Origin of the sequence: Aquimarina agarilytica ZC1 (assembly GCF_000255455.1) — a bacterium.
GTDB lineage: Bacteria > Bacteroidota > Bacteroidia > Flavobacteriales > Flavobacteriaceae > Aquimarina > Aquimarina agarilytica.
Map to the genome: position 1 here is coordinate 37,434 of NZ_JH621247.1, position 26,082 is coordinate 63,515.

At 31.9% G+C, this 26,082-nt stretch carries 24 protein-coding genes and 1 tRNA gene; 5 read left to right on the forward strand and 20 right to left on the reverse strand.

Features of this window, described 5'->3' with window-relative positions:
• Positions 1–357 precede the first annotated feature (357 nt).
• The gene (locus KQA_RS0201195; RefSeq protein ID WP_010177333.1) at positions 358–1,089 is read left to right on the forward strand and encodes a carbon-nitrogen hydrolase family protein; all 732 of its coding nucleotides are present in this window, start codon (positions 358–360) and stop codon (positions 1,087–1,089) included.
• Between the two features lie 72 nt (positions 1,090–1,161).
• On the opposite strand, the gene KQA_RS0201200 is transcribed toward KQA_RS0201195, so the two are convergent.
• The 7 genes from KQA_RS0201200 to KQA_RS0201230 all read right to left on the reverse strand — a co-directional run bounded on the left by KQA_RS0201200 (position 1,162) and on the right by KQA_RS0201230 (position 11,776).
• A complete protein-coding gene (locus tag KQA_RS0201200) occupies positions 1,162–2,934 on the reverse strand; it encodes a T9SS type A sorting domain-containing protein (protein ID WP_010177334.1) in 1,773 nt (590 codons plus the stop codon).
• Between the two features lie 384 nt (positions 2,935–3,318).
• Positions 3,319–6,678 (reverse strand): preprotein translocase subunit SecA, encoded by a 3,360-nt coding sequence (gene secA, locus KQA_RS0201205; protein ID WP_010177335.1) that lies wholly within the window; start codon positions 6,676–6,678, stop codon positions 3,319–3,321.
• A gap of 168 nt (positions 6,679–6,846) precedes the next feature.
• Entirely contained in the window at positions 6,847–7,068 is a 222-nt protein-coding gene (locus KQA_RS0201210; RefSeq protein ID WP_010177336.1) for a DUF2795 domain-containing protein, read from the reverse strand.
• A gap of 100 nt (positions 7,069–7,168) precedes the next feature.
• Complete coding sequence (locus KQA_RS0201215) at positions 7,169–7,738, reverse strand: cob(I)yrinic acid a,c-diamide adenosyltransferase (RefSeq protein WP_010177337.1); 570 nt, start codon at positions 7,736–7,738, stop codon at positions 7,169–7,171.
• A 123-nt stretch (positions 7,739–7,861) separates the two neighbouring features.
• A complete protein-coding gene (locus KQA_RS19395) occupies positions 7,862–8,392 on the reverse strand; it encodes a hypothetical protein (RefSeq protein WP_010177338.1) in 531 nt (176 codons plus the stop codon).
• 128 nt (positions 8,393–8,520) lie between these two features.
• Positions 8,521–10,398 carry an ABC-F family ATP-binding cassette domain-containing protein gene (locus KQA_RS0201225; RefSeq protein WP_029209403.1) on the reverse strand — a complete coding sequence of 626 codons (1,878 nt, stop codon included), beginning with the start codon at positions 10,396–10,398 and terminating at the stop codon, positions 8,521–8,523.
• 277 nt (positions 10,399–10,675) lie between these two features.
• The gene (locus KQA_RS0201230) at positions 10,676–11,776 is read right to left on the reverse strand and encodes a putative type IX sorting system protein PorV2 (RefSeq protein WP_029209404.1); all 1,101 of its coding nucleotides are present in this window, start codon (positions 11,774–11,776) and stop codon (positions 10,676–10,678) included.
• Between the two features lie 109 nt (positions 11,777–11,885).
• Here KQA_RS0201230 and KQA_RS0201235 point away from each other — a divergent pair, with 109 nt between their 5' ends.
• The 3 genes from KQA_RS0201235 (at position 11,886) to KQA_RS0201245 (ending at position 13,400) form a co-directional block, all read left to right on the forward strand.
• Complete coding sequence (locus KQA_RS0201235) at positions 11,886–12,632, forward strand: CDP-alcohol phosphatidyltransferase family protein (protein WP_010177341.1); 747 nt, start codon at positions 11,886–11,888, stop codon at positions 12,630–12,632.
• A gap of 84 nt (positions 12,633–12,716) precedes the next feature.
• Positions 12,717–12,789 (forward strand) — tRNA-Gln (locus KQA_RS0201240).
• Positions 12,790–12,935: 146 nt separating this feature from the next.
• A complete protein-coding gene (locus tag KQA_RS0201245; protein WP_157366558.1) occupies positions 12,936–13,400 on the forward strand; it encodes a hypothetical protein in 465 nt (154 codons plus the stop codon).
• A gap of 249 nt (positions 13,401–13,649) precedes the next feature.
• On the opposite strand, the gene KQA_RS19400 is transcribed toward KQA_RS0201245, so the two are convergent.
• From KQA_RS19400 to KQA_RS0201315, 13 genes are all read right to left on the reverse strand, one after another.
• Positions 13,650–14,681: a helix-turn-helix domain-containing protein gene (locus KQA_RS19400; RefSeq protein WP_010177343.1), complete on the reverse strand. Its 1,032-nt coding sequence runs from the start codon at positions 14,679–14,681 to the stop codon at positions 13,650–13,652.
• Positions 14,682–14,928: 247 nt separating this feature from the next.
• Entirely contained in the window at positions 14,929–16,041 is a 1,113-nt protein-coding gene (locus KQA_RS0201255) for a TraQ conjugal transfer family protein (protein WP_010177344.1), read from the reverse strand.
• An 18-nt stretch (positions 16,042–16,059) separates the two neighbouring features.
• On the reverse strand, positions 16,060–16,764 hold the full coding sequence (locus tag KQA_RS0201260; protein ID WP_010177346.1) for a conjugal transfer protein TraO: 705 nt from the start codon (positions 16,762–16,764) through the stop codon (positions 16,060–16,062).
• 16 nt (positions 16,765–16,780) lie between these two features.
• Positions 16,781–18,184, reverse strand: a complete 1,404-nt coding sequence (locus KQA_RS0201265) for a type IV secretory system conjugative DNA transfer family protein (protein WP_010177348.1) — start codon at positions 18,182–18,184, stop codon at positions 16,781–16,783.
• The gene (mobV, locus tag KQA_RS0201270; protein ID WP_010177350.1) at positions 18,181–18,840 is read right to left on the reverse strand and encodes a MobV family relaxase; all 660 of its coding nucleotides are present in this window, start codon (positions 18,838–18,840) and stop codon (positions 18,181–18,183) included. The genes KQA_RS0201265 and mobV overlap by 4 nt, the downstream gene beginning before the upstream one ends.
• 660 nt (positions 18,841–19,500) lie before the next feature.
• Positions 19,501–20,274 carry a P-loop NTPase family protein gene (locus KQA_RS19405; protein WP_010177354.1) on the reverse strand — a complete coding sequence of 258 codons (774 nt, stop codon included), beginning with the start codon at positions 20,272–20,274 and terminating at the stop codon, positions 19,501–19,503.
• On the reverse strand, positions 20,271–20,702 hold the full coding sequence (locus KQA_RS18290) for a helix-turn-helix domain-containing protein (protein WP_010177356.1): 432 nt from the start codon (positions 20,700–20,702) through the stop codon (positions 20,271–20,273). The genes KQA_RS19405 and KQA_RS18290 overlap by 4 nt, the downstream gene beginning before the upstream one ends.
• 100 nt (positions 20,703–20,802) lie before the next feature.
• Positions 20,803–21,105, reverse strand: a complete 303-nt coding sequence (locus KQA_RS0201290) for a helix-turn-helix domain-containing protein (protein ID WP_010177358.1) — start codon at positions 21,103–21,105, stop codon at positions 20,803–20,805.
• A gap of 138 nt (positions 21,106–21,243) precedes the next feature.
• Positions 21,244–22,356, reverse strand: coding sequence for a hypothetical protein (locus KQA_RS0201295; protein ID WP_010177359.1), 1,113 nt, complete (start codon positions 22,354–22,356; stop codon positions 21,244–21,246).
• 2 nt (positions 22,357–22,358) lie between these two features.
• Positions 22,359–23,594: a site-specific integrase gene (locus KQA_RS0201300; RefSeq protein ID WP_010177360.1), complete on the reverse strand. Its 1,236-nt coding sequence runs from the start codon at positions 23,592–23,594 to the stop codon at positions 22,359–22,361.
• A 54-nt stretch (positions 23,595–23,648) separates the two neighbouring features.
• A complete protein-coding gene (locus KQA_RS0201305; protein ID WP_010177361.1) occupies positions 23,649–23,948 on the reverse strand; it encodes a HigA family addiction module antitoxin in 300 nt (99 codons plus the stop codon).
• A 12-nt stretch (positions 23,949–23,960) separates the two neighbouring features.
• Positions 23,961–24,242, reverse strand: coding sequence for a type II toxin-antitoxin system RelE/ParE family toxin (locus KQA_RS0201310; protein ID WP_010177362.1), 282 nt, complete (start codon positions 24,240–24,242; stop codon positions 23,961–23,963).
• Positions 24,243–24,629: 387 nt separating this feature from the next.
• Entirely contained in the window at positions 24,630–25,457 is an 828-nt protein-coding gene (locus KQA_RS0201315; RefSeq protein WP_010177363.1) for a universal stress protein, read from the reverse strand.
• Positions 25,458–25,615: 158 nt separating this feature from the next.
• On the opposite strand from KQA_RS0201315, the gene rimP reads away from it, so the two are divergent.
• Positions 25,616–26,080 carry a ribosome assembly cofactor RimP gene (gene rimP, locus KQA_RS0201320; RefSeq protein ID WP_010177364.1) on the forward strand — a complete coding sequence of 155 codons (465 nt, stop codon included), beginning with the start codon at positions 25,616–25,618 and terminating at the stop codon, positions 26,078–26,080.
• Positions 26,081–26,082: the final 2 nt, after the last annotated feature.

Consider the following 26,082-nt stretch of genomic DNA (forward strand, 5'->3'; position numbering starts at 1 on the left):
ATTAGCTACGGTTGCTTTTTTTAACGCAAGAATGGTGAAAAAGAAACAGCATATATGCGAAATTCTTATCAGTAAATCGTATAAAATATAAACAAGAAGGTTTAAATCTTTATACATTTCTAAAAAGCACACAATATTTTATAACTTATTACTAGGGAATAAATTTAAAAAAAAAAATATATTTATTTTAACATGCATAGGTTCTTCTAAGGCTATTTTTTTATGGGGAATTATTACTTTTAATGTGAGTAGAAATAATACGATTTGCAGATAATAATTCAGCATATATGCGAAATTTTTGTTAGTAAATCGTATAAGCATTATTGTTTTTGTAATAGGGCTAATCTTTATCAAGAAATGAAAATTTGTATAGCGCAAACGGAGCCAATCAAGGGAGATATTTTAAAGAATATTGAAAATCATAAAAAATTGATTATGCTTTCTGTTAAAAAGGGAGCAGATCTAATAGTTTTTTCAGAACTTTCTTTAACAGGATATGAGCCCGAGTTAGCTCAAAAATTAGCAACAACTAAGGATGATCAAAGGTTTAATGAATTTCAGGAGATTAGTGATGTACATAAAATCACAATAGTAATTGGATTACCTACTAAAAATGATCAAGGTACCTGTATTAGTCTAATCTTATTTCAACCCAATAAGCCTAGAATGACTTATTCTAAAGCTTACTTACATCCTGGTGAAGAAAAATATTTTATAACAGGGGAAAATTTAGCTCCAATTCCAATAGGCAATCATAAAGTGGCATTTGCAATATGTTATGAAACATCTATCACGGAACATATAGAAAAAGCGTTTAATAATAAAGCAGACGTGTACGTGGCTAGTGTACTCAATACAGTAAGTGGTGTTGATAAGGATATACATCGAATTTCGGAAATTGCAAAAAAATATACAATGCTTGCGCTAATGTCTAATCTAGTGGGAGAATCTGGAGGTTATGATTGTGCAGGCAAAAGTTCGGTTTGGAATAAAGAAGGTAAATTAATAGGACAGCTGGATGATACCAATCAGGGGATTATTGTTTTTGATACAGCTACACATCAAGTAATGAAGGTTAAGGATGAATGATTAAAATATAAAAAGAGACTGCCTTTTATTAGACAGTCTCTTTTTCATGTAACTTAAAAACTTTTATATGAATTAATCTATTATTAATTTTAAAGAAGTACCAGTGTTAACTTGTATAAAGTAAATACCAGATGCTAAATTAGAAGTAGGTATTACCTCCGTAGTATCTGTGGCAACCATGTTAACAAGTGCTGAACCTGTTGAATTTCGAACTATAATAGTATCTCCTTGGTTAATTCCTTCCAAGAAAACATCATTACCTCCAAGTACAGGGTTTGGATAAGCAACCGTTTCAGTGGCTTCGGTGCTTGATAATATTTTACCACCGCTTTCTCTTCTCCAATCAAATGTTTCCCATCCTAAAGGAGCATTTCCTCTAGGGAATAATGCAGCATTATTTTGATTCCATGCTGCCTGCACCCATTTGTTAACTTGTAAACTTCGTAGCGCTACTTTATTGTTTCCAACATTTCTCCACTCAAAACGTTCCCAGCTTAAGTCACTGTTTCCTCTTGCACGTACAATAACATTTTGGTTACTGTTATTGGTCTGTATGTATTTACGCGCAGACAAAGAGTATAATGCTACAACTCCAGAACGATGTCTGTCTACTCTAAATCTTTGACGGTTACTTTCAACGCTAGTTTTATTAGCATACAAATCATTGTTTAATTCTGTTACAGCAGAAACAAATCTACGATCTCCACCTGATTTCCTTAATGAAATTATACTTCCAATTGGAGCACCATCATTATTTGCTGTTGGAGGTGGGGGTGGTGGAGTAGAGCCTCCTCCGCCTCCGTTGATGTTAGGGCGGTACACACGTACCCAGTCCACTAACATCACATTTCTATTGTTATTATTTAAGTTGGCTACTGATTCTACAGGTCTACCCGCATGTGCTTCGGTATCAATTATAATATGTGTAGGATCGTTGAATTGTCTGTTAGGATAAGGAACGCCTCCTCCGCTTTGTCCTTGTACATTTCTTAAAAGCGCTTCGGTAGTACAGTTTAAAACGGCTGCATTTGGACATTGTAATCTTGCGTCTGAAAACTTTCCAGTTAAATTCCTGGCAGCTCTACCTGGAACAAAATGTTGACCATCAAACCTTGGTTGACCATCAATATAAAATTCAAGTTCAGTTGGACTAGCCCAATACACTCCAAAAGTATGGAAAGCATTTCTCCAGAAATCATTATTACTTGTGGTAAAGAATGTTTGGTAAGTAAAGTCGGTTAAATCCTGCCCACCACAGTTGGTAGCAGTTTGAGCGCCAGCATGAGATTGTCCCCCTCTACGATGCCACAAGTGAAAATTTGTTGACATTTGTTTTGAATAGAATTCATCTGGATCACCTCCATAACATTCCAAAACATCAATTTCTTCATTGTCACACTTGTTTAACATCCAAAAGTTGGATGAATTACGAATATTTGACACTTTAATTCGAGCTTCCATGTACACCGGATAACGAATTGTTCTTTTAGAAGATACAATACCGCAATTAACTAGGCCTCCTGATCCAGGACGCGCTCTAACTTCCATTCGTCCGTTTCGTACTTCAACTAAATTTCCACCTTGCCAAACAGTTGAACCAGGTCCTCTAAAGCCAGGATCGGGCAAATAACTTTGTGCCCAAACATCTTGGAACTTTGCACTGTTTTTGTTGTTGTGATTAAAGTCATCCGATAATCCTGTAATTAAATCCCAAGAAGCAAAACTTTGTAGATTGTTTGGTAAGGGAGTGTTTCCAAAATTTAAGCCTCTGTCATTTCTTTGCGCATAAATGGCAGAGGATAAATACATCGCAAAAGCGAATAGTAATAGTGATTTTAATTTCATAATGTGAGCGTTTTTATAGGTTGTTTATAAAAATAATACTACAAATATATACAAAAAACGTTTTCGTAGGAATTAATTTAAATATTTAACATTTGTCAATTTATTAAGTTTATTGTTGAGGTATCTTCTTTTTTTAACACTTTTTTGTGATAAAATATTAATATAATTTAATTTTTTCATATCTAATATTTTGTTAAAACATTGTTTTTCAGCTGTTTGTGTTTTTAGATGTAAAGATTGTGTTATTTTGATTAGTTAAGTGTTAAAGTCGATTAAGTGCAATAAAAAAAGGTTATAATTATCAAGTGATAATTATAACCTTTTTTATAAATTTTAGATTTTTTACAATAAAAAAACTAAAAAGTCATTGAATATTGACTTATTTTATGCTTTTTGGACAACTACCCAACCTTTTTCAAGTAAAGGGATGGCTTGTTTAAACTTTAGAGTTTTGGTTTCGCCATTCATTAAATTCTTAATAACAATTTTGTCATTACGACCAATTTTAGGTTCTTCCCTAACAATAGTTTCTACTGGAGCTTGTTGTTGCTGATGTTGTGCATCGGCAATAGCTCTATTTTGATTGGTACGCTCTTCTAAATTTTGAATCTCTTCCTTTTGAGTCTGCATTTCTTGCTGCTGGTGTTGCTCTGCAGCTTGAACATCATCGGGGTTGGCAGATGGTAATTCAGCTTTAAATAAAAAGGATATTACTTCTTTATTTAAGCCTTGAAGCATGCTTTTAAATAATTCAAAGGCTTCAAATTTATAGATTAACAACGGATCTTTTTGTTCATGAACTGCTAAACGAACACTTTGCTTTAACTCATCCATTTTACGTAAATGAGTTTTCCATGCATCATCAATAAGCGCTAATGTGATATTCTTTTCAAAATCGGAAATAATTTGTTTTCCTTCACTGTTATAGGCTTTTTCTAAATTGGTACCAACGTTTAATGATTTAATTCCATCAGAAAAAGGAACTCCAATACGCTCAAATTGGTTGTTGGGATCTTCGTATATCTGTTTGATTACTCGGTATACTTCTGCAGAAGTATGTTCCATTTTGCTCTGATAATGTTTCAAGGCAGCGTGATATACTTTTCCAGTTAATTTTTCAGCGTTAAGCGAATTAAATTCCTGTTCAGTTACTGGGCTTGGCATAGCAAAATAACGGATCAATTCAAACTCAAAGTTTTTATAGTCTTGCGATATGTTATTACCTTGAGCAATACTTTCCGATAACTCATAAAGCATGTTCGCAATATCCACCTTTAAACGTTCTCCATATAGGGCATGTCGTCTACGTTTATAAACTACTTCACGTTGGGCGTTCATCACATCATCATATTCTAATAAATGCTTACGTGTACCAAAGTTGTTTTCTTCAACTTTTTTCTGTGCACGTTCAATAGAGTTAGAAAGCATTTTTGCTTGTAATACCTCTCCCTCTTCAATATTCATTTTATCCATTAGTTTGGCAATTCTTTCGGAACCAAACAAACGCATTAAATTATCTTCTAATGATACATAAAATTGTGAGCTACCCACATCTCCTTGTCGACCAGCACGACCACGTAATTGACGGTCAACTCGACGAGAGTCATGACGCTCTGTACCAATAATAGCTAAACCGCCAGCGTCTAAAACTTCTTTCGAAAGTTTAATATCCGTTCCACGACCTGCCATATTAGTTGCTATAGTAACCACGCCAGGATTACCTGCTTCGGCAACGATATCTGCTTCCTTTTGGTGTAGTTTAGCATTAAGTACATTATGTTTTACTTTACGCATGTTTAACATACGACTTAGTAATTCCGAAATTTCTACGGAAGTGGTACCAATAAGTACCGGACGACCAGCTTGTGCAATTTTTACAACATCTTCAATAACGGCATTGTACTTTTCACGTTTGGTCTTGTATATTAAATCCTGGCGATCATCCCTAGCAATAGGTTTGTTAGTAGGGATCTCAATAACATCTAGTTTGTAAATTTCCCAAAATTCACCAGCTTCAGTTACCGCTGTACCTGTCATACCAGATAATTTGTGGTACATACGGAAGTAGTTCTGTAGGGTAACGGTAGCTAAAGTTTGTGTAGCATCTTCAATTTTTACATTTTCTTTAGCTTCTAAGGCTTGGTGTAGTCCGTCGGAAAAACGACGTCCGTCCATAATACGACCCGTTTGCTCATCAACAATTTTTACTTTGTTGTCCATTACTACATATTCTACATCTTTTTCAAATAACGAATAGGCTTTTAATAATTGAGTAATGGTATGAATACGTTCACTTTTTACGCTGTATTCACGGAAAAGTTCTTCTTTTTTAGCGGCTTCTTCTTCGGCGTTTAATCCTAATTTTTCAATTTTAGAAATTTCAACAGCAATTTCGGGTAAAATAAAGAAATCGGAATCTTCTTCTTTTGAAATATGTGCTATTCCTTTATCGGTAAGATCAATTTGATTATTCTTTTCTTCAATAACATAATACAAATCAACATCAATAAGGTGCATGTCCCTATTGTTATCCTGCATATATTGATTTTCTGTTTTTTGAAGTAGTTGTTTTACTCCTTCTTCACTTAAATACTTAATTAAAGCCTTATTTTTTGGAATACCACGGTAAGCTTGTAGTAATTTAAAACCACCATCTTTAGTGTTTCCTTCTTTAATTAATTTTTTGGCTTCGGCTAAAACACCAGTTAAAAACTTTTGTTGTAAGCTAACAATGCTAGCAATACCTGGTTTTAGCATATCATATTCGTGAATATCTCCTTTAGGTACAGGACCAGATATAATTAGGGGAGTACGTGCATCATCAATTAACACGGAATCCACCTCATCCACAATCGCATAATTGTGTTTGCGTTGTACTAAATCCTCTGGCGCATGAGACATGTTGTCTCTTAGGTAATCAAAACCAAATTCGTTATTGGTTCCATATACAATATCACTATTATAAGCATTACGACGTGCTTCAGAATTTGGTCTGTGATTGTCAATACAATCAATTGTTAATCCATGAAATTGGAATAACGGAGCCATCCATTCACTATCACGTCGTGCTAGGTAATCATTTACGGTTACTAAATGTACTCCATTTCCAGTAAGTGCATTTAAGTATACCGGTAGTGTTGCTACCAAGGTTTTACCTTCACCAGTATGCATTTCGGCAATATTACCATTATGTAATGCTACTCCACCTATTAATTGAACATCATAGTGGATCATATTCCAAGTCACTAATGTACCAGCTGCATTCCAGCTAGTAGCCCAGTTTGCATTAGTATCATTTATAGTAACATATTCTTTTGTAGCAGAAAGTTCACGATCATATTCGGAAGCAGTTACTTCAACAGTTTCATTATTGGTAAAACGACGAGCGGTTTCTTTAACAACAGCAAAAGCATCAGGCAGAATTTCACTTAATTTTTTATCAGTAATTTCTAACGCTTTGGTTTCAAGAGAATCAATTTCTGTATATATGTCCTCGCGGGCATCAATATCAGCTGTATTGTTTGCTTTAACTTTTAAATCGTCGATTTGAGCAACGATATCAGCTTTAGCATCAATAATAATTTGTTTAAAAGCTGTTGTTTTTGCTCTTAATTCATCGTTAGTGATATTAACTAATGTAGCTTCTGCTTTTTTTATTTTATCTAAAATAGGCTGTATGGCCTTAACGTCTTTTTTGGATTTGTCCCCGACAAATACTTTAAGTACAGAATCTAAAATTCCCATGGTTATATTGTTAATGAAACTTACCTTATACTATTTGTTAAAATAGGTTAAGGTATTCGTTAGGTTAGTTCCAACGTATGTTGGAAACTGATATTGCTTTTGTGGCGTAATTTACGCAAAAAAAAAGCCTCTATCGAGACTTTTTGTGTTGTTTATTTAGGCTGAAGGCTAGTATTCATCTTCGTTCCAGAGATAATCTTCATCAGTAGGATAATCCGACCAAATTTCTTCTATGGAATCATATGAATCACCTTCGTCCTCAATTGCTTGTAGATTTTCTACAACTTCCAATGGAGCTCCCGTTCTGATGGCATAATCGATTAATTCATCTTTGGTAGCAGGCCAAGGTGCATCACTTAAATAAGATGCTAGTTCTAGTGTCCAATACATTTGTCTATGATTTTTTTTGCAAAAATAAATTTTTACGTAACATAAGCAAGTAAAAACTTATTTTTTTATTATATGTTTTATAAGAACTTAGTGTTGAGTGTTATACCTCCTTGTTTGTTTTTTTAGGAATCCATTTGATTTCCTCAACTGTTAATTCTTTTGACAACTTTCGTGCCAGTACAAATAAATAGTCAGAAAGCCGGTTTAAATATATTAAAACTTCTTTTTCCAAAGGTTCGTGATGATGTAATGCATAGGCTAAGCGCTCTGCTCGTCTACAAATAGATCGAGCAACGTGACAATATGACACGGTGACGTGTCCACCCGGTAAAATAAAATGTGTCATTGGATTTAAGCTCGTATCCAAGTGATCGATTTCATTTTCTAAAGCTTCAATTTCTTCAATGCTGATTTTTTGAATATTTAATTTTTTCTTTTGATTATTATGTGGTGTAGCCAAAATAGAGCCAATGCTAAATAGTTCTATTTGAATTTGGGTTAAAAAGTTTTTATGCGTAATTGAAATTTCTTGATCTCTTAATAGTCCAATAAATGAATTTAATTCATCAATGGTTCCATATGCGTCAATTCGATCATTACTTTTAGGAACACGTTTGCCTCCATATAAACTTGTAAAGCCTTCGTCTCCTGTTTTGGTGTATATTTTCATTGTTTTTTTCTGTGATTTTAGGCTTTTTTTTGGCTAGTGTAAATTCATAAATGCCAGTAGGTAATTATAAGCACTACTAAATATACAATTAATTCTATGTTTAAAAGCAAACTGTGATGCTATTTATAAGCGGATAAAAAATTCTTCTTTAGCTTGTTGGTTTCTGTTAAAAATGAAACCAAAAAAATAAGTGTCAATTACAACATGAGCATTTTTATGAGTTTTAATAGCATTCCATTTTTTTTTATTCTCGTGTGGTAATTCAATTATGGCAAGTGCATTAGGTTGAAGTTCGTCTATTTGTCTTGCGATGTGTGTGTTTTTGGAAATAAAAATTAAATCGGCATTGCTACTAGAGGTAGTGTCTATTTTTTTTTGATGCTTAATAAGGTGTGTTATGGGGTGATTGTTTTTGAAATCCCCGGCTATTTTGTTGATTTTAAAATAACAAATGATACGATCTAGTAATAGTATGTGTTTTGATTTTAGTTGTTTAGGGGTGTTTTTAATGGTGTTTTTTGGGAGTGGGCTTGTTTTTATGGGCTTGTAAAAGCAGCGTGTTACTAAATTATAAACAAAAGGAGAGTGTACTCCATGTTCGTTTGTTGATTTTAATAAAAATAACCAGTAAGATTTTTTTAATAAAACAGACATTATTTTAATGTTTATTCTTTTTATTTGTACTAATAAATAATGGAGATTAGTTTGTTAACCAACAACCAACAACCAACAACCAACAACCAACAACCAACAACCAACAACCAACAACCAACAACTAATAGTTATCCCATTTTTTCGGCCAATTCCATCCAGCGCATTTCTTTTTCTTCAATGGCATTAGTGATTTTTCCTAATTCTTTTGATTTTTCAATAAGTGCGTCTCCTTCAAAATTTTCGGTTGCAAATTGTTGTTCAATTTCCTTTTTTTGAAGTTCAAGTTTTTTTAATTCGCGCTCTATTTTGTTATACTCTTTTTGTTCATTAAAGGATAAAGAGGTGTTTTTTTGTTCCTTTTTCCATGAATTTTTGTGCTGTTTTACCTCGGGAGTAATTGTGGCTTCGGGTTCTTTTTTTGTTTTCGGACTATTCTCATAGGCGCGATAATCGGAATAGTTTCCAGGGAAATCTTCAATCACACCTTTGCCTTCAAAAACAAAAAGGTGATCTACAATTTTATCCATAAAATAACGATCGTGAGATACTACGGCTAAACAGCCTGGAAAGTCCAAAAGAAAGCTTTCTAGTACATTTAGTGTAACAATGTCTAAATCGTTAGTAGGTTCATCTAGGATTAAAAAATTAGGGTTTTGAATCAAAACAGTGCATAAGTAAAGGCGTTTACGTTCACCTCCGCTTAGTTTTTCGACAAAATCATGTTGTTTTTTACGATCAAATAAAAATTGTTCCAATAATTGACCAGCCGAAATTTGTCTTCCTTTTTTTAAAGGAATGTAATCTCCAAATTCGCGAATAACATCAATGACCTTTTGACCTTCCTTTACTTTAATTCCTTTTTGAGTATAGTAACCAATTTTAATAGTTTCTCCTGTAATAACTTTTCCACTATCGGGTAATTCAATCCCTGTGAGTAGATTTAAAAATGAAGATTTACCTGTTCCATTTTTTCCAATAATTCCAATGCGTTCACCGCGTTGAAAAACATAGTCGAATTTATTGGTAATAACCAAATCACCATAACTTTTAGAAACTTTGTGGAATTCAATAATTTTACTCCCCATGCGCTCCATGTTGATTTCAAGGGTAACTTGGTGATCAGCTCGGCGTTGGTGGGCTTTTTTCTTTATTTCAAAAAAATCATCAATACGGGATTTGGATTTAGTGGTACGCGCTTTTGGTTGGCGACGCATCCAATCCAGTTCTTTTTTAAATAAGTGTTTGGCTTTGCTTAGTTCGGTAGCTTCGGCGGTAAGTCGTTGTTCTTTCTTTTCTAGGTAATAAGCGTAATTTCCTCTGTAATTGTATAGTTTGCCATGGTCTAGCTCAACAATTTCGTTACATACGTTTTCCAAAAAGTAACGGTCGTGAGTAATCATAAAAAGTGTAATCTTTTCTTTGGCAAAATATTCCTCAAGCCATTCGATCATTTCTAAATCTAAATGGTTGGTTGGTTCGTCCAAAAAGACCAATTCGGGCTTACTTAATAAGACATTTGTTAAAGCTAAGCGTTTTTTCTGTCCACCAGAAAGTGATGCTACTTTAAGCGATAAATTATCTAATTTAAGTTTTGAAAGTATTTGTTTGTATTCTGTTTCGAAATCCCATGCTTGTGCTTGATCCATACGGTCAAAGGCAGCTTGAAAAGCGTCAGCATCTTCGGGGTTTAATACTGCTTTTTCATAAGCTTCAATGGCTTGTAAACTTTCGTTGTCGCCAGTAAAAATGGTTTCCTCAATACTAAGTTGAGGATCTAAATTAGGTTCCTGTGGCAAAAAAGCAACCTTTAATCCTTTGCGATACACTACTTGCCCTGTATCGGATGGGGCGCTTTTGGTGATAATATTTAATAGTGAGCTTTTTCCAGTTCCATTTTTGGCAACAAAACCAATTTTCTGACCTTCATTAATACCAAATGAGATGTTTTCAAATAAAACACGCTCTCCAAATGCTTTGGAAACATTTTCAACAGAAACAAAATTTATCAAAATCTATAATTTTTGGTAAAACTAAGTGTTAATTATCAAACTATGAATTATTAATTATAGGTTTTTTTGTTTCTTAACTAGAGGTTGCTGATAAATATGTTTGAGGTGATAAGCTTGTAAATGATAGAAGTGTTTGTATTTGATATTTTCTATACTATGTGATGGGTGTCAAATTTGTGGATGATAGTATTGAAAAAAATAGGCTAAAGAACATAATAAGAAAACGAAAAGCCTGTTACTTCTTTACTCTTTACTCTTTACTCTTTACTCTTTATTATCTAAAAAGGCTCCAGTCAATTCGGAGTGAAAACACATTTGAGTACAAGGAAACACTTTGGTCTCCTATATCTGTAAGAGCGTAATCCACGGATACTCCTTTGTAGTGGAAACCTACACCAAAATTAGGTTGAAAGCCAAGTTCATTAGTGTTGTCAAATTGTTTTACTTTTTGGAAGTTACCAACACCTCCTCTTAGGAAAATAAGTTTTCTGAAATTAGCTTCGAATCCGAAAGCGGGTGATATGCTAAAAGAAGCATTGCTAATTACATCGTTAGTTTGAGCAAAGCGAAAATTTCCGTCAGCTTCAAAATCAATAAAGATATCCCTATTAATAGTAAATGTTTTGTTAAGTCCCATTCGAACACTAGGCAGGGTGATCTCAGTGGTTTCTGGAGCTTCTTGATTGTTTAAGGCATTTATGGATCCGTTTCCTCTGGGGTCATCACCTAAGTCGTTGTCAAAAATACCATCTTCAATTTGCCATGAATTGTAAGTGGTGGTTAGGTCACGAACCATTATTCCGAATTTCCAAGCTTTATTTTTGCTTGTAAGCAGAAGTCCAGCATCCAATCCGAATCCCCAAGCTGTAGCAAAATCACCGATTACTCTTCGGATAACTTTAGCATTTACTCCATAGCTAAAATTTTTATTGAAGGGTTTTCGAGAATAGGATAAAGTAAAAGCGTAATCGGCGGTTGAAAATCGAGGTAATTCTTCAATGGGAGTAATATCTCCGCCAGAGGTTATTAAAGCTCTAGTGTCAAGAATGTCATCTACACCAAACCGTATCACGGAGACACCTATGGCACTCTTATCGTCAATAGGAGTGGCAAAAGCGGCATAATCGTAATTTGCAATATTTGCAAAATAAGAAGCGTGCATTAAAGCTAATTGTTTGTCTTTAATGTTAATTAATCCAGCGGGATTCCAATATCCTGAATTAACATCATTGGTAGAAGCAACCACAGCATTTGATTTTCCAAATGCAGCAGCATCAACCCCAATGTTTAAAAACTCGTTTGAATATTTACGAGTCTGAGATTTAACAGAGATGATTGTTCCTGTCAATAGCATGAAAAAAAATATGTTTCTCAAAGGCTGTTTTTTTTGCAAAGATGTTACATTTTTGTAATATATTAAACTTTATTTACATCTCCTTATTGTATAAAGTATTTTAAGTAAATAAGTAAACACCTACAGTGATATGTCGTTAAAAAAACAAATTCCTAATATAATTACCTTGTTAAATTTATTTTCGGGCTGTATTGCGGTTTACTTTGCTTGTATGAATCAGTTGTTTTTAGCAGCTGTATTTACAGCATTGGGAATATTTTTTGATTTTTTCGATGGTTTTTTTGCGCGTTTGTTTAATGCGAATAGTGAGCTTGGCTTGCAGTTGGATTCATTGGCGGATATGGTAACCAGTGGGGTAGTCCCAGGGGTGTTTATGTTTCAGTTATTGTTAGAATCAAGTGCGATTAATGATTCTTTTCCAATAGAGAATATAGGGGGGAATGTTATAGAGTGGGTTCCTTTTTTAGGTTTTTTTGTAACCTTGGCTTCGTGTTATCGCTTAGCTAATTTTAATATTGATACGCGACAAACAAGTTCTTTTATTGGTTTGCCAACACCGGCAAATACTTTGCTTATAATAAGTATAGGTCTGGTTAGTATGTATCAGTCTTCGGGTATTATCGAGGTTTTGATGGATAATGTATGGGTATTACTGTCAATAGTAGCTTTGAGTTGTTATTTGCTTAATGCAGAAGTGCGACTGTTTGCTTTAAAATTTAAAAATTGGAATATTAAAGATAATTGGGTACGTTATTTACTTATAATTTCTTCGTTGGTTTTGATTTTGCTTTTTAAATATTTAGGTATAACTTTAACTATATTATTGTATGTTCTTTTGTCTTTGATTTTCAGTGGAGAAGAAACCAATGGAGTTTAGGCTTGAAAAAAAGTTTAATTTTTTGCTTAAAAAAATTTGCCACAAGGGAATTAAGTTTTATATTTGCACCCGTGTTTGAAACACTGGTCTATGGTGTAACTGGCAACACGTCTGTTTTTGGTACAGAAGAGTCTAGGTTCGAGCCCTAGTAGACCAACTTAAAACCCCTTTAAAACATTGTTTTTTAGGGGTTTTTGTTTTTTTAGGGGGCGAAATAGGGGGGCTAATAATAATTCTTAACAAAATATCTAGATGTCAAATACTATAGTTTACGAAGACAGATCTAAACGGTTTGACGAAAATATGATAAAAGGGCGTATAGCTGAAACTATTGTTGAGCAGATGTTTATACGCATGGGTTATGATATTTATCGTTACGGTATGGAAAACACAGTTCCTGGTATAATACAAGACTTATACAACTGTAAACCTAAAGAAGTATCAGATGAAATTAGGAAGATGCCTGATTTTATTATAAAGAATCCAAATGATAATTCTGTATACTATGTTGAAGTTAAATTTAGAGCAGATGGTAAATTTCTATTAAAAGAATTAGGTAAAAATTACCCTTATAAAAATGCATATATTTTAGTAGTTAGCAAAAAGCATATACGTTGTGTTCTTTATTCGGAACTTGAGGAGTCTGGTGAGCTATTAATGAAAAAAGAATACCTATTAGGTTACAGAGAGGACTTCAAGACTAATAGAGAAATTATACTATATTTTTGTGAATTGGCTAAGAAATATTTTAGTTGTCTAGAAAGTTAGTTCAACTGAAATATTTTACTACTATTTATGATTAAAGATTTAATTTGATTTTACAGGAATGATCTGGAGAATATTTTTGTACTACCTTTTATTTCGTATAAAATAATAGATTAATAGTACTATCGTAACACATAAAGAAAGTAGAATGGCTGATGTTTTAAGTGTATCCAAGAAATCTTCAAGCAGATTATTTAAGTTTTCAAGTGGATTTTTATTTGTTAGTAGAAAAAAGAGTTTCATAATTATTTTTTAAGATTTGTCAAGTATTTTTTGCCATTTAGCATTGCTTTTATGTTTTAGGTCTTCCATTATCAAATCGGCTCCAACTAAACTTTTTAAATGAAATATAACTTTTAAAGTCTCTACGATAAATGGATTATAATAAGCATTTTCAAGGTTTGATATTGGGTTTAGAGTATCACAAAATAAATCATGTTCTGGAAATTCCTTAAAGGTTTCTGGGATTAATACTATTTCTTGATCACTACAGTAATCATCGAATTCATCATCTTCTATTTTTACTAAAAAAGGAATTAAGGAAAAAACAGTGTCATTATTTTTGAAAAGATTTCGATATTCAATAAACAAATCAAGTCGTCCTTCAGCTATATGTTTTAAATAATCTTTATTATTTTTAAAGGGCTTTTTTAACATACCTCTACCTTTGAAAGGTGAAATTACGAAATCACTTTGATTAGTTATTTCCTCTATATAATCAGGGATATAAAAAAACCTAGGTAAATCAATTATGATATAGTCATAGTCTTTCTTTTTTTGATCTATATATTTGGCTAATTCTTTTGTTTCTATGGACGCAATACTATATAGTGGTTTTATATTTGGAAAAACTTCTAAATCTAATGCTCTTTTATCATAGCAAGAATTTTGATAATGTGAGTCGATAAATAATAATTTATAATCTTTGGAAATCTCATTTGCTAAGATTATTGACAAAGTAGAAACGCCCATTCCTCCTTTAAAACTTGTAAATGATATTACTTTGTTTTTTAACTTTTTGTTAGAAGTTATTTCTGAATTATGAGAGATTTTAATTTTGTTATAGCAAATTTCTAATACTTCATCAATTTTAATGTTTAGATATTTACATAACTTCACTACCTCGAATACCTTTATTTCTCTTCGTCCAGATTCAATATGACTAAAGGTAATTGGAGATATACCAATTTTGTTAGCCAGGTGCGATTGTGTGAGACCTAATTCTAACCTCTTTATTCGAATTTTTGAGATCAGTAAACTATTATACTCTTTGTTTGTATCCATATCGTATTATGTGTGATTGTAAATATAGTAAAATAATACAATATGTTATTTCGCTTAAGACTTTGTTATTTCTTAAATCAAATAAATTATTATCTTAAAAATAGTTTGTTAACTTGGAAATAACCTTTAGGGTTATTCTAAATTAACGAACGTGCGTGCAATAAGACTATAGTTATTGTATAAATTCATACCATGCGAGAAACCAATTATTATCTCCTGTGGTACAAATTTATACAATAGGTTACATTTAAAAGTCAGTTTTGACGGTAACAGTCTTACTCACTTCAAAGCCAGTATTATTAAATACGGTAAAAATTACTTCTCCAGGAACTACATTTCCTGAATAATTTAGAGAATACGAAAAAGTTTCATTTTGAATTCCTGAAAAGTTATCTAGTAATATATTTTCACCAAAAACTATCTTTCCATTGTTGAATAAGATGTTTTCGGTCGTAGTTGAAATTCGTAAATAATAATCCAAGTCATAAAAGTATCCTGTTGCAAACGAAGGTCTATTTAACGTCACATTTATAAAGTCGTTAATAGAGCCTGAGTTTATAGTTATAACGGTCTTAGATAAGCTAAAATCGAATTCTACGGGTTCTGCAGTTAAGCCATCAAAAGTTTTGGTTTTAGTAACTCCATTACTAGCAACAATAGTAACTGTAAAATTATTTTTTTCAATAACCTCTGTAGGTATATAGTCAAAAACATAATTACCTTTTGAAAGATTCGAAATTGTCTCAGGTAAATTTGAGTAGCCAATCCAATTAATTTCTCCATTTGAGTTGCTGCTTATATTCATAGTATAAGTTAAGAGCTCATCAGAAGTTTGTTCTATATTAAGGTTTAAACTTGTTCTTTCTCCAAAAAGGACCTCTTCTTTCAATGGAGTAAAGCTAAATTTAAAATCAGTTAATTCTTTGGTAACAGAATAAATAACTTTGGCAGTTGCTGAATGTTTCTTATTGTCATCAACGAAAATTTCAATTTCAATTTCTCCTTCTTCAGTTGGAACAAATTCAAGAGTATAGTCTAGACTTTTTATAGATAAATCATAGATTGTATTTTCTTGAATTTTAGTGCCATCAATTTTATAGTGCCCTTTATCATCAGCATTATATGAAAATGAAAAAACAGTACTATCGACTAAGTTTTCAGGTAAAATGATTAATTCATTTTGAATTGTTTCAGATAGCAGAGCTTCATTAGTTCCAGTAACTGAAATTTGAAAAGGAAAGCTATCTATAATTGTACTTTCATCTTCACAAGCCAGTAAAAAAATAGAAAGCGTTGCGATTAATAAAGTATTAAAATGATACTTTATTAAAATATTAAATTGTTTAAATAATAAATTCATAATTGTAAAAGTTTAAGATTAAAAGTGATAGCGTATTCCGGCTCCGATAATGAACTTATGTAATGAAACATCGCTAGTAGTAAAGAAGTTTGAATTGCGGAATACAGCAGATAGGTTATTGTTGATTTTGAAAAGAGAAAATATTCCTGTATAACCACCATAGATTAGACCATCTTCGGTTTCTAGAATAGCACCGTTTGAGAGTTTGTCTTTTCCGTCGTTTAGTAATTCAGCACCTACAGCTCCACCAATTGTAAATCTTGTAGTAATGGTGCTTGTTTTATTGCTTAAAAAACTAAGCTGTTTAGTGTATCCTAAATTCAAAATAAAGACTTCTGAAGGTATTTCTAATTCTTTGGCTAGTAAATCATTGTTGTCATAATACAATCCCATTTCAAGCCCCTTGTTTTTATCAGTATCTATTTCAATACTGAAATTCGCTTGATAACCTAGACCTTCATTGTCTGTTATACCAATAATAGTTTCAAAGCTTGCATATGTGGTTTTCCTTGATTTTTCTTTTTTCATTAGCCTAAATGATCTAGTGCTATAGCTCTTTTGTAATAGTTTTAATTCATTTTCGATTTGCTTATTTTGCATCTGCAGACGATTTAATTGGAAGTGAAGGGTTTCTTCAGATTGCTTTTGTAATTCTGTTTCGTTTTGAGCAAATGCTCCCTGTGCCATAGCTATTACTGCTATGGAAAAAAATAGTTTTTTCATAATAAAAATTTAAATGTTAAAGATTGAATTTCTTAGTTAGAGTAGGTGTTGTAGTAGATTTTTTGAGTAAAAAATTTATGTCACTATAGACTTTTTCGTAAGCTCTTTGCTCATCAATATTTTTTTGAGGTTGGATAGGAATGGGCTTAATTTTTTTTAAGTAGTGATTTCCATTCAATCGTTTGCCTTCAATAAGTCTTTCATTACCTTCAGCAATGATGGCAGTACACATACCTGCTTTATAATTAATAACTTTTTCACGTCTTAAAATGTCTCTCTCGATACTTGAATAACTATGAGTTGGACCATCTAAACTTAAACCTCCTTGTTTTTCTGAAATAGATGTTTTTTCGACTTCTCGTTTGCCTAATGTTTTTTGAAAATGATCTAAGGTTTCAGGGCTTGTGGTTCTGAAAAGAAATTGAGAGCCCATGTTGGCTATAATTGAGCTAGCTTCCTCTTTTCCGTACTTTAAAACTAGTTGACTAAAATCCTGTATGGCAATACAAGTAGCTATTTTGTTACTTCTTGCTGTCTCAGGGATATTGCTAAAATTTGGAATAGATAATACTGTAAATTCGTCAATAATTACAGCACTTTCGTGTTGGTCAGGGATATTCATCTTTTTTAGAATTAGACCAATAATTGAACTATAAATAGGGCTATAGATATCTCGCTTTTGTAAATTGAAGATTAAGTTTATTATACTTGGATTGTTTGGGTCGTTAGGTAATGGTAAATCAGTATCGGAAAGTAGGTTTCTAAATATTCGCGGTACATCTAACGAAGCAAAAAAAGCAGTAAAAGTACTCATCATAGAGCCTAAGAGTTTTTTGTCTCCTGAAACACTAGAAAGTACCTGTGCACTTCTTTTAGCTTCTTCGTCACTAAAAATCAGCTTGATAATTTGCTCAGGATTAGCAGTTAGAAATAATGCAATAATATGTGGGATACTACAGAATTTTGGGTGCTTTTTTCTTAAGAAAAGAATTGTTCCAGTTAGTATACTTTTTGCAGAATTAAAGAAGTACTTAGCTGCGTCGTTCTTTGGAATACCCACGATACCACTTAAAAAATAACTGCTGAATTCAATAATGTCTGATTTATCTTCACACAATGAAAGCACGTTAATAGTATTAAAATTGTTATCTAAACTAAAATTGATAATAGGTTTTTCGTTTTGCTTAGCAATTCCATTTATTAGTGGTGTCAATTCTCCTTTTGGGTCAAAGGTTATACAGCCTTTGTGTTTTACACAGTAAGAAAGTAATGGGTTTATGTACGAATACGTTTTTCCACTTCCTGCACCGCCTACGGCAATAGCTCCACGATTCAGATTATTTATTCTGTAGTGTTTTGAAAACCTACCGCTCTTTAAATAGAATGGAGGTGTTTTTGGTTTTAAAAAATCTAATTTCATCTTTCGTAAATTTGAGTGTGTTGCGGTTTGTCCTTTTTCCAAAGTTGTTCGTGTTTGGTTTTACTGCCTGCTTCACCTCTTTGCATTCCATATTTTTCCATTAATTCAGCATAGCGTGTTTGTTGTTCGGCTAAGGATTTTCTTCCATTAATAAATTCTTTAGCACTTAATCTTCCATCATTTGTGATTGGTACAATTACAGCATGTAAATGGGGTGTTGTTTCATCAAGATGTAAATGCATACTCAAAACATTTTCTTCGCCATATGTTTCAGATAGGAATGTTTTATTATCTTTCATCCAGCTTTGAACTAAGTTTTCGTCACTAAAGATTTCAGCCATTTTTGCGTTATCAGAAGTCATGATATAGTCAATAGCTTTTACAGCATCTTTTCGAATGTTTTTTTGAATTTTATATCGTGATTTTATTTCATTTTGAATGCGGTCTTGAAATGGTGTTTTTTTACAATAATTAGCCCATTCTTTTTGTGTGTATGACTGCCCGTTTTTGTCCCAATGTATATTGTTTAAAATGGCTCTATCTTGAATATTTGACGGATAGCATAATTCTCCATCACTTGTGCATCGATCAATATGATTGCCTAGTGATCCCGACAATGATTTTATTTTGTTAAGTCTTAAAATTGCATAGCTCATTTTGTATTATTTTTAATTTTACTATTAAACTATCTCCCCCTCGGAGAGCAAACTTCACCTTTCGGAGAAAGTGTAGTTTGTTACACTTTACACAGGTTTGAAGTTTAGAAGTATCTATTATGGATAATTTGGCCTCCTTTTTTGGTATATAAAATGAAGTAATAAATAGCTATCCAGCCTAATGGAATATACCAGGCATAAAATATTTTATCCGTCTCAAAATAGATCCGAAGGAGATCATGTTCGCCAAGAACAATTCCTTGTTTTTTATTGCTCATAGCAATAGAATAACAACTATAAATTATGAGCTGTAAAACCCCTAATAATGAGGTTTTATAAAAGGCGTCTTTCCAGTTGTATTTTTTTTGGAATTTTAGGAACGAAAACAAGACTATATTACATAGTGAAATAGATAAATTTTTGAGGTTAAAATCCAGGTTCCTTAAGAGGAAATAAAAAGCTTTTTTTCCTCTTAAATTTGTTTCTTTTAGACATTGTAAAGATTCTGTTGTTAAAGATTCAGCGAACAGAAAAAATAAACCGCTGATTATTGCTATTGGAAAAAATAAGATCATTACATTTCTGACTAATAGCTGTAGGAGCTGTAATTTCATTCTTGATGGTATCATGTTTTGTTTTTTAAGTTGAGTTTCTGATTTTTTAAAATCTACGATCATTTCCTGTTAAAGGAATAATATTGAACATTTCATATAATCTACTTTTTACTTGAGGGGAGTATCTTTTTTCTAGTTTTTCAATGCTAAGATTTGTGGTAACAAAAGTTTTCTTTCCTAAATTTTTGAAATTGTTATATCTAATCTGTAAAATGCGATCGAAAAGTTCTTCTTTAATTCCCCAAGCTTGTACTTGGTTTTCAGTGCCTAAATCATCAAAATGAATAGTGCCTCTGGAATATTTTTCAATTACAGATTCACCACCATTTCCATACGCCTTACTTTCTTTGTTAAACTCAGTTATCACAGTATGAACCGAAGTGTTTTTAAAATAGATTTGCTTTAAATCATACTTTAGGCTTATGCTTTGAATAATATCAAATATTGAACTCTTTCCTGTTCCACACTCGCCATAAATTAAAAGCCCTTTTCTAAGCTCTCCATTTGTTATTTTTTCAAATTCGATATCGTCCGAAAAGTATCGAGAGATGATATCTAAAAAGAGCTTATTTTCACTATCAACATTGAAGTATCTCCCCTTTGAAGCAAAATATTTTTTGCCTTCTACCCAAATTTGTTTTTTTATCCACTGAGTTGGAATTGGTGTTAATGGTCTAGGTTTGTTTTTTTCTTTCAGAGAATCAAAATATTGATTGCTTTTTTTGGTTTCTTCTTTTTTGAGCTCAATTCTTTTTTTTCTTTCTTCCTCAGTTTCCAAACCCATTTGAATTTTTGCCTGTTGCCCTAGAGAGTTTTTCATTTTTTTCTTGGATTAGCATTAATGAATTTTCTTTTTGAATTTTTCTTTTTTAAATAATTATTAGATGTATTATTAATACTCGTATTATTATCATTCAAAATTTCTTGTATAGGTCTATTCAAATTAATTTTACTAGGGTGGGAAAAAATTGTGATATACCTATGCAAAATTTCTTTACTACCATCAGCACGATAAATAAACCTTTCAATGTATCCGCATTCTTCCAATTGAAGAAGCCAGTTATTGATAGTTTGTTTCGAAACTTGATAGAGTTCTTCAAAATATTTATTAGTAGACCAACAAATACGGTGATTATTAGTAAGAGCGGTTATTTCGGCAAAAAGAATCTTTGCAGCCGGCGATAACCTTTTGTCGTATCTTATTTCTGCAGGGAGTATTGCATAATAGTTTGGCTTGGATTTTTCCATAGTAAATGATTTTGTAAATACAGTATCTTTGTGCTGTATTAATATGTTAGATGTTAATTAGAAAGTCTAAAAGAAGTGTCAGAAGCTATTTTAGACTTTTTTATTTTCTAGATGCTTTTACAAGCTTTGAGTTTTTTCTTGCTTGAGTTAAAAGCTCTTTTTTAGAATAGAATACAGTCCTGCCTATTTTATAGTAGGGTATGAGTTCTTTCTTTTTCCATTTAATTAAGCATTGCACTGAAACTCCAAGTAAGTCTGCTGCTTCTGTTTGGGTAAGTCTATCTTCTTCGGGATTAGCTGAGGATTCATCTATCAGCTCAGTTTTTCTAAGGCGATTCACCACTAATTCTATAGTGTGTTCTAAGTCCTTTTTTGAAAAACCGTATAATATTGGATTACTCATGTTAATTGATTTTTAAATAATTCATAGTTAACTTTTGTTAACACATCAAAACTATTTTTAAAATCACATGATAAATTATCGTTTTTGAAAAGATAATTTTATTTGCTGATAATCAGATTTTTATATATTTAATTTTTTTTAAATAGATAATTCTTTCCAAGACATTGAGTAATTTAATAAAGTGTTTTTTTTAGGATGGGTAGTGCTTTTATTGTAAATCTTTTTTAGCATAGGAATGGAAAGTTTAGTGTTAAAATAGCTATGTAGATTTCTTATAATTTGAATTTTCTTTGATTTTTTAAGAGCGTTTTTTTCGGAAAGAAATAAGAACATTTCCATAATTTTTTCAAGTTGATCCCTATTTAGGTCTAATCTTTCATGATTAAAACTTTGTTTTACAAATAGAAAATCAAAAAAATCGTTGCTGTTTATTGGAAGTAGAGTGCAATATTCCTCAAAGAATCGTTTAATAAATTTTGATAGATTTTGTTTGCTAATTGTAGAGGTGTCAATATTGATTATTTGAGTCAGATAGTCTTGATTTGATTTTAAGTCTTCGTTTGATTGTAATTGAGTTAATAGTTCCCAAATTGTAGATTCTGTTAAATCAAGCAAACTTTTATTTGTTATTTTTTTATTCTCCAAGGTTAAAAAATCATTAGCAATTGTGGGATGCATATATTTGCTAGAATGGTTTACTATGGGTTCTTTATACTTTTTCAGTAAAAATTTTCTATACTGTAATCCAGTAGTAATTCCATATAGTATTTCTAAAATAGAATCTGGGTCTGTTTCTCCATTATTAAAATTATTTCCTGTTAAATAGATTTTACTTACGATTTTTTGTTGAATTCTAACATGGTAATTGTTGATTTCAAGATGATCTATGTTTTCAGGTTGATGAAGCCAATTAAAAGCTTCTAGTGCTGAATCATCACCTTGGGAATAATTATAATTGGCTTCATCTAGCATAAGTTTATCATATATCAGTAACTCATTAGTATGCGGATGTATTCTGCAATACTCTAAATCAAAAAACAGGTTAAAATGTCCTGGAGTGAATGGTAATGATAGAAGATCGTTGTCTTCAGGCATACCTAAAATTGAACCTAACAGTTTAATTCTATCCAAAAAAGGCAGATTAGCTATCATACCTTTAACGAGATAAAATTCGGGAGTTTCTTTTTCAGAGTTGGTATCTAACCATTCTAAACTAGTTACCATTTTTTTAATGTATTCTATATTGTACATATTCAAATTTTATTCCAAGTATTATCCATTTCGTTTTTCTTAAAATCATCAGCAATTTCTACATAGCGTTTAAACGACGATTCATCTTTATGACCAGTAATATTGCGTACTACCATTTCTTTCATTCCAAGAATTAAAGAGTTTGTCACAAAAGTTTTTCTAGCTGTATGACTAGTAATTAATTGATGTTTTGGAAACACTTTATCAACTCTTTTTTGACCAATATATCGTGTAGTGTTTACAGGAGTATCAATGCCAACTATTTTGCAACACTCTTTTATATACTGATTAAATTTTTGACCTGAGATTTTAGGTATAGGCTCGTAAAGAGTGTCTTTATACTTGTTTAAAATGGCTTTGGAAAAAGCATTTAAAGGTATTTTGTGGTCAATGGTCTTTGTTTTTTGAACATTAAGTTTTAGGTAATCTTCATAAATATTTGAAGGTTTAAGCTGTTTTATATCGCTAAATCTCAATCCTGAAAAGCAACCTAAACAATAAAAGTCTTTAACGTGTTCCAGGCGTTTAGATTCAAACTCGTAATTATAGAGTTTCATCAGTTCATCCATGGTTAAATAAATTACCTCGATTGTATTGCTTACGGTCTTAAATTTTTTGAATTCTAAATTTTCATGGTATTTTCTTTCGTAAGACCAATTCATGAAAGTTTTAAGCACTGATATTATTCTGCCGTAATAATTATTGAGCGTGTTTCTTTCTTCAAAAGCGTAATCTCTAAAATCTTCGTAAAAATTAACGTCAACATTGTCAAATCTTAAGTTATATTTTTTTGCTACATCAAAATCCTTTATGAAATTTTTACAGGATATATATTTTTTAATTGTACCGTTTGCCTTAGTTGATTTATTGGTGTCAATAAATTCTTGGAATGATTCAAAAAAACTTGGAGCAATACTATTTGAATTTATGCTGTCGTTTTCAAGCTTGTCAATTACATATTCCTTAGTTAATGGAATGTTGTTTAGCAAGGCATGCCTATGAATTAGCTTAAGCTTGTTTTCAAGTTCATCAAGCTCCTTATTGAATTCAATATGGAAATTGTAATCTTCATTTTTAAGATTGGCTTTAACTCTTTGGTTTTTCCAGTCCTTTTGCTTGGTTCTTACGCTCTTTACGTTCCTACGAATCCTTTCACCGTTTAGAGTGATAATCATACGAACAGGAATAAATCCGTCTTTGTTTATTTTATCTTTTCGTAATGTGAATGAAACTTGCATAAAATTTTAATTATTACCTGCTAAAAGCTATAAGTGCTAGTAAGGATAGATTAGCTAAACTGCTTGTTTTGTATAAGGTTGAATTTTATTAATGTCATCTTCTTTTTCAATTTGAGCTTTCCTAATTTCGTAGAAGGATTGTAAGTTTGACCAAAATTCTGGGCTGTTTCCAAAAAATTTGCTTAATCTTAATGCCATTTCGCCACTTATACCCATTTCTTCACGTACAATTTTACCTACTCTAGAATCACTTACGCCAATACTTTTAGCCAATTTATAGGCTGTTATTCCCATGGGTTTTAAAAAATCCTCTCTAAGCATCTCTCCAGGGTGTACGTTCATTTGCTTTTCCATTTTTACATCTTTTTAGTGATAATCTATAATTTCTACATCGTAAGCATTGTGATTATTCCACTTGAAAATAATTCGCCATTGCATATTTATACTAATTGAGTGATATTCTTTTAAATTTCCTTGTAACTGGTGTAATCTATTGCCAGGCGGAATCGTAAGATCATTTAAATCTTTTGATGAATGAATTTGTACGAGCTTTCTAAAAGCTTTTTTTTGAATTGATGCATCTATCTTTTTAGATGAATGACCCGCAAACAATTTTTCTGTTTCTTTATCGCCAAACGATTTTATCATTTCAATTATATGTTAGTAAATATACACAACAAAAAGTTAGTAAACAACAAAAAGTTTGTATGTAATTTTTTTTGTAATGTTTCATTATATTTATTGAAGTTTAACTTAAGCCTTATTAATATTGATTGTTATTAATTAATTAGGGGGTTAAAAAGGGGGATAAAAACTATGTTTAATACATTAAATAGTATTAAACATAGTTTGTGTAAACCCTTATGTGTTCAAATATAGGGAATTAAATGACATTAATAGGAGTTAAAAAAGTATGGTGGTTCTAGTAGACCAACTTAAAAGGAGCTTTCATTTTTGAAAGCTCCTTTTTTTTGTTTATATGTGTAGGTTTTTTTGGGTGGCCTATGTTGAGTAAGTTTTTGTCATATGTTAAGCTTATAGTTTGTAGGTGAGTATGGGGATTTGGGTATGGTTAATAAGGTCTTCACTAATACTTCCGTTTATAAAGTGCGATAGGCCTTTTCTTTCGTGTACGTCAACACATATTAGATTGGCATTTATGTCGTTGCTAAAATTAAGTACGCCTCGTTCAATGGTAGTATCGTTATATATGTGGAGGTTGTCTTTTTTAAATGGGGTTTTGCTTAGAAAAGCTTTCATTTCTTCTTCAATAGCATGTGTTGTTTTGAAATTTCTAGGGGTGTTAATATATAGTAAGTGAATTTTAGCATTCACTTCTTCTGAAAATTCGTGTAATGCATTAAGTGAACGAACTTCCTCATCTTTGAAATTACAGGCAAAAACAATGTTTTTTACATTCTTTATGTTGGTGGGTTCTTTTACTACTAGAACAGGAGTGTTGGCAGTTCTAACAATTTTTTCTGTATTTGATCCAACGAACAGATCAGAAAAAGCTTCTTTTCCGTGGGATCCAACAACAATGAAATCGATTTCGTTGTCATTGCAGCTTTTTATAATTCCTTGAGGGATGGGTTGTGTGTTTACGTCTTCATGAGTTTTTAGGCCTTCAAGTAATGGGGAATCAATAAGTTCTTTGAATTTAGAGTGAATGTTTTTCATGAATAAAATGGCTTCGGGAAAATTGCCGTTAGAGCCAAGTATGGGGTCGTTAATGTGGGATGGAAGCTCCAGTAAATGAAGCAAGTGAATGGTGCTATCGTTTTTTCTTGCGAGTTGCGCCGCAACCGATAGTGCGTTGTAGGCATCTGATGAAAAATCAGTGGGTACTAGTATGTTTTTCATAACTAATTGATTTTTAATTGAATGTATCTAACAAGTTAATAAAAAATAATGAAAACTTCAAGCTTTTTATTTATTGAATATAATTAGCTATATTTGCACTGTTGAAAATGAAAAACAAGGGTGAGGGGACGGGAAGTCCCCTCTTTTTATACTAAAAAATGTTCAAACAAAAAGTAGAGAGCTTATTAGAAGAAGCTTTAGTTGAAAGGTCTAATTTGTTTTTAATTAGTTTCCAAATAACTGGAGCAAATATTATTCAAGTGATTCTTGATGGGGATGAAGGAGTGAGTGTTGATGATTGTATTGAGATAAGCAGGGCTATAGAGCATAATTTAGATCGAGAGGAAGAAGATTTTTCTCTACAAGTAATGTCAGCAGGAATTACAGAAGGTTTAGTGCATATTAGGCAGTATCCTAAAAATATAGGACGAACTTTAAATGTAGTAACTGAAAAAGAAGAAATAGAAGGGGAACTTATAGCTACAACAGCGGATGATTTTACACTTCAATGGAAAGCCAGAGAACCTAAGCCGGTTGGTAAAGGGAAAGTAACTGTTCAAAAAACAAAGGTTATTCCTTATGGAGAAGTAAAAAAAGCGCACGTAGTCGTAAAATTTAATTAATA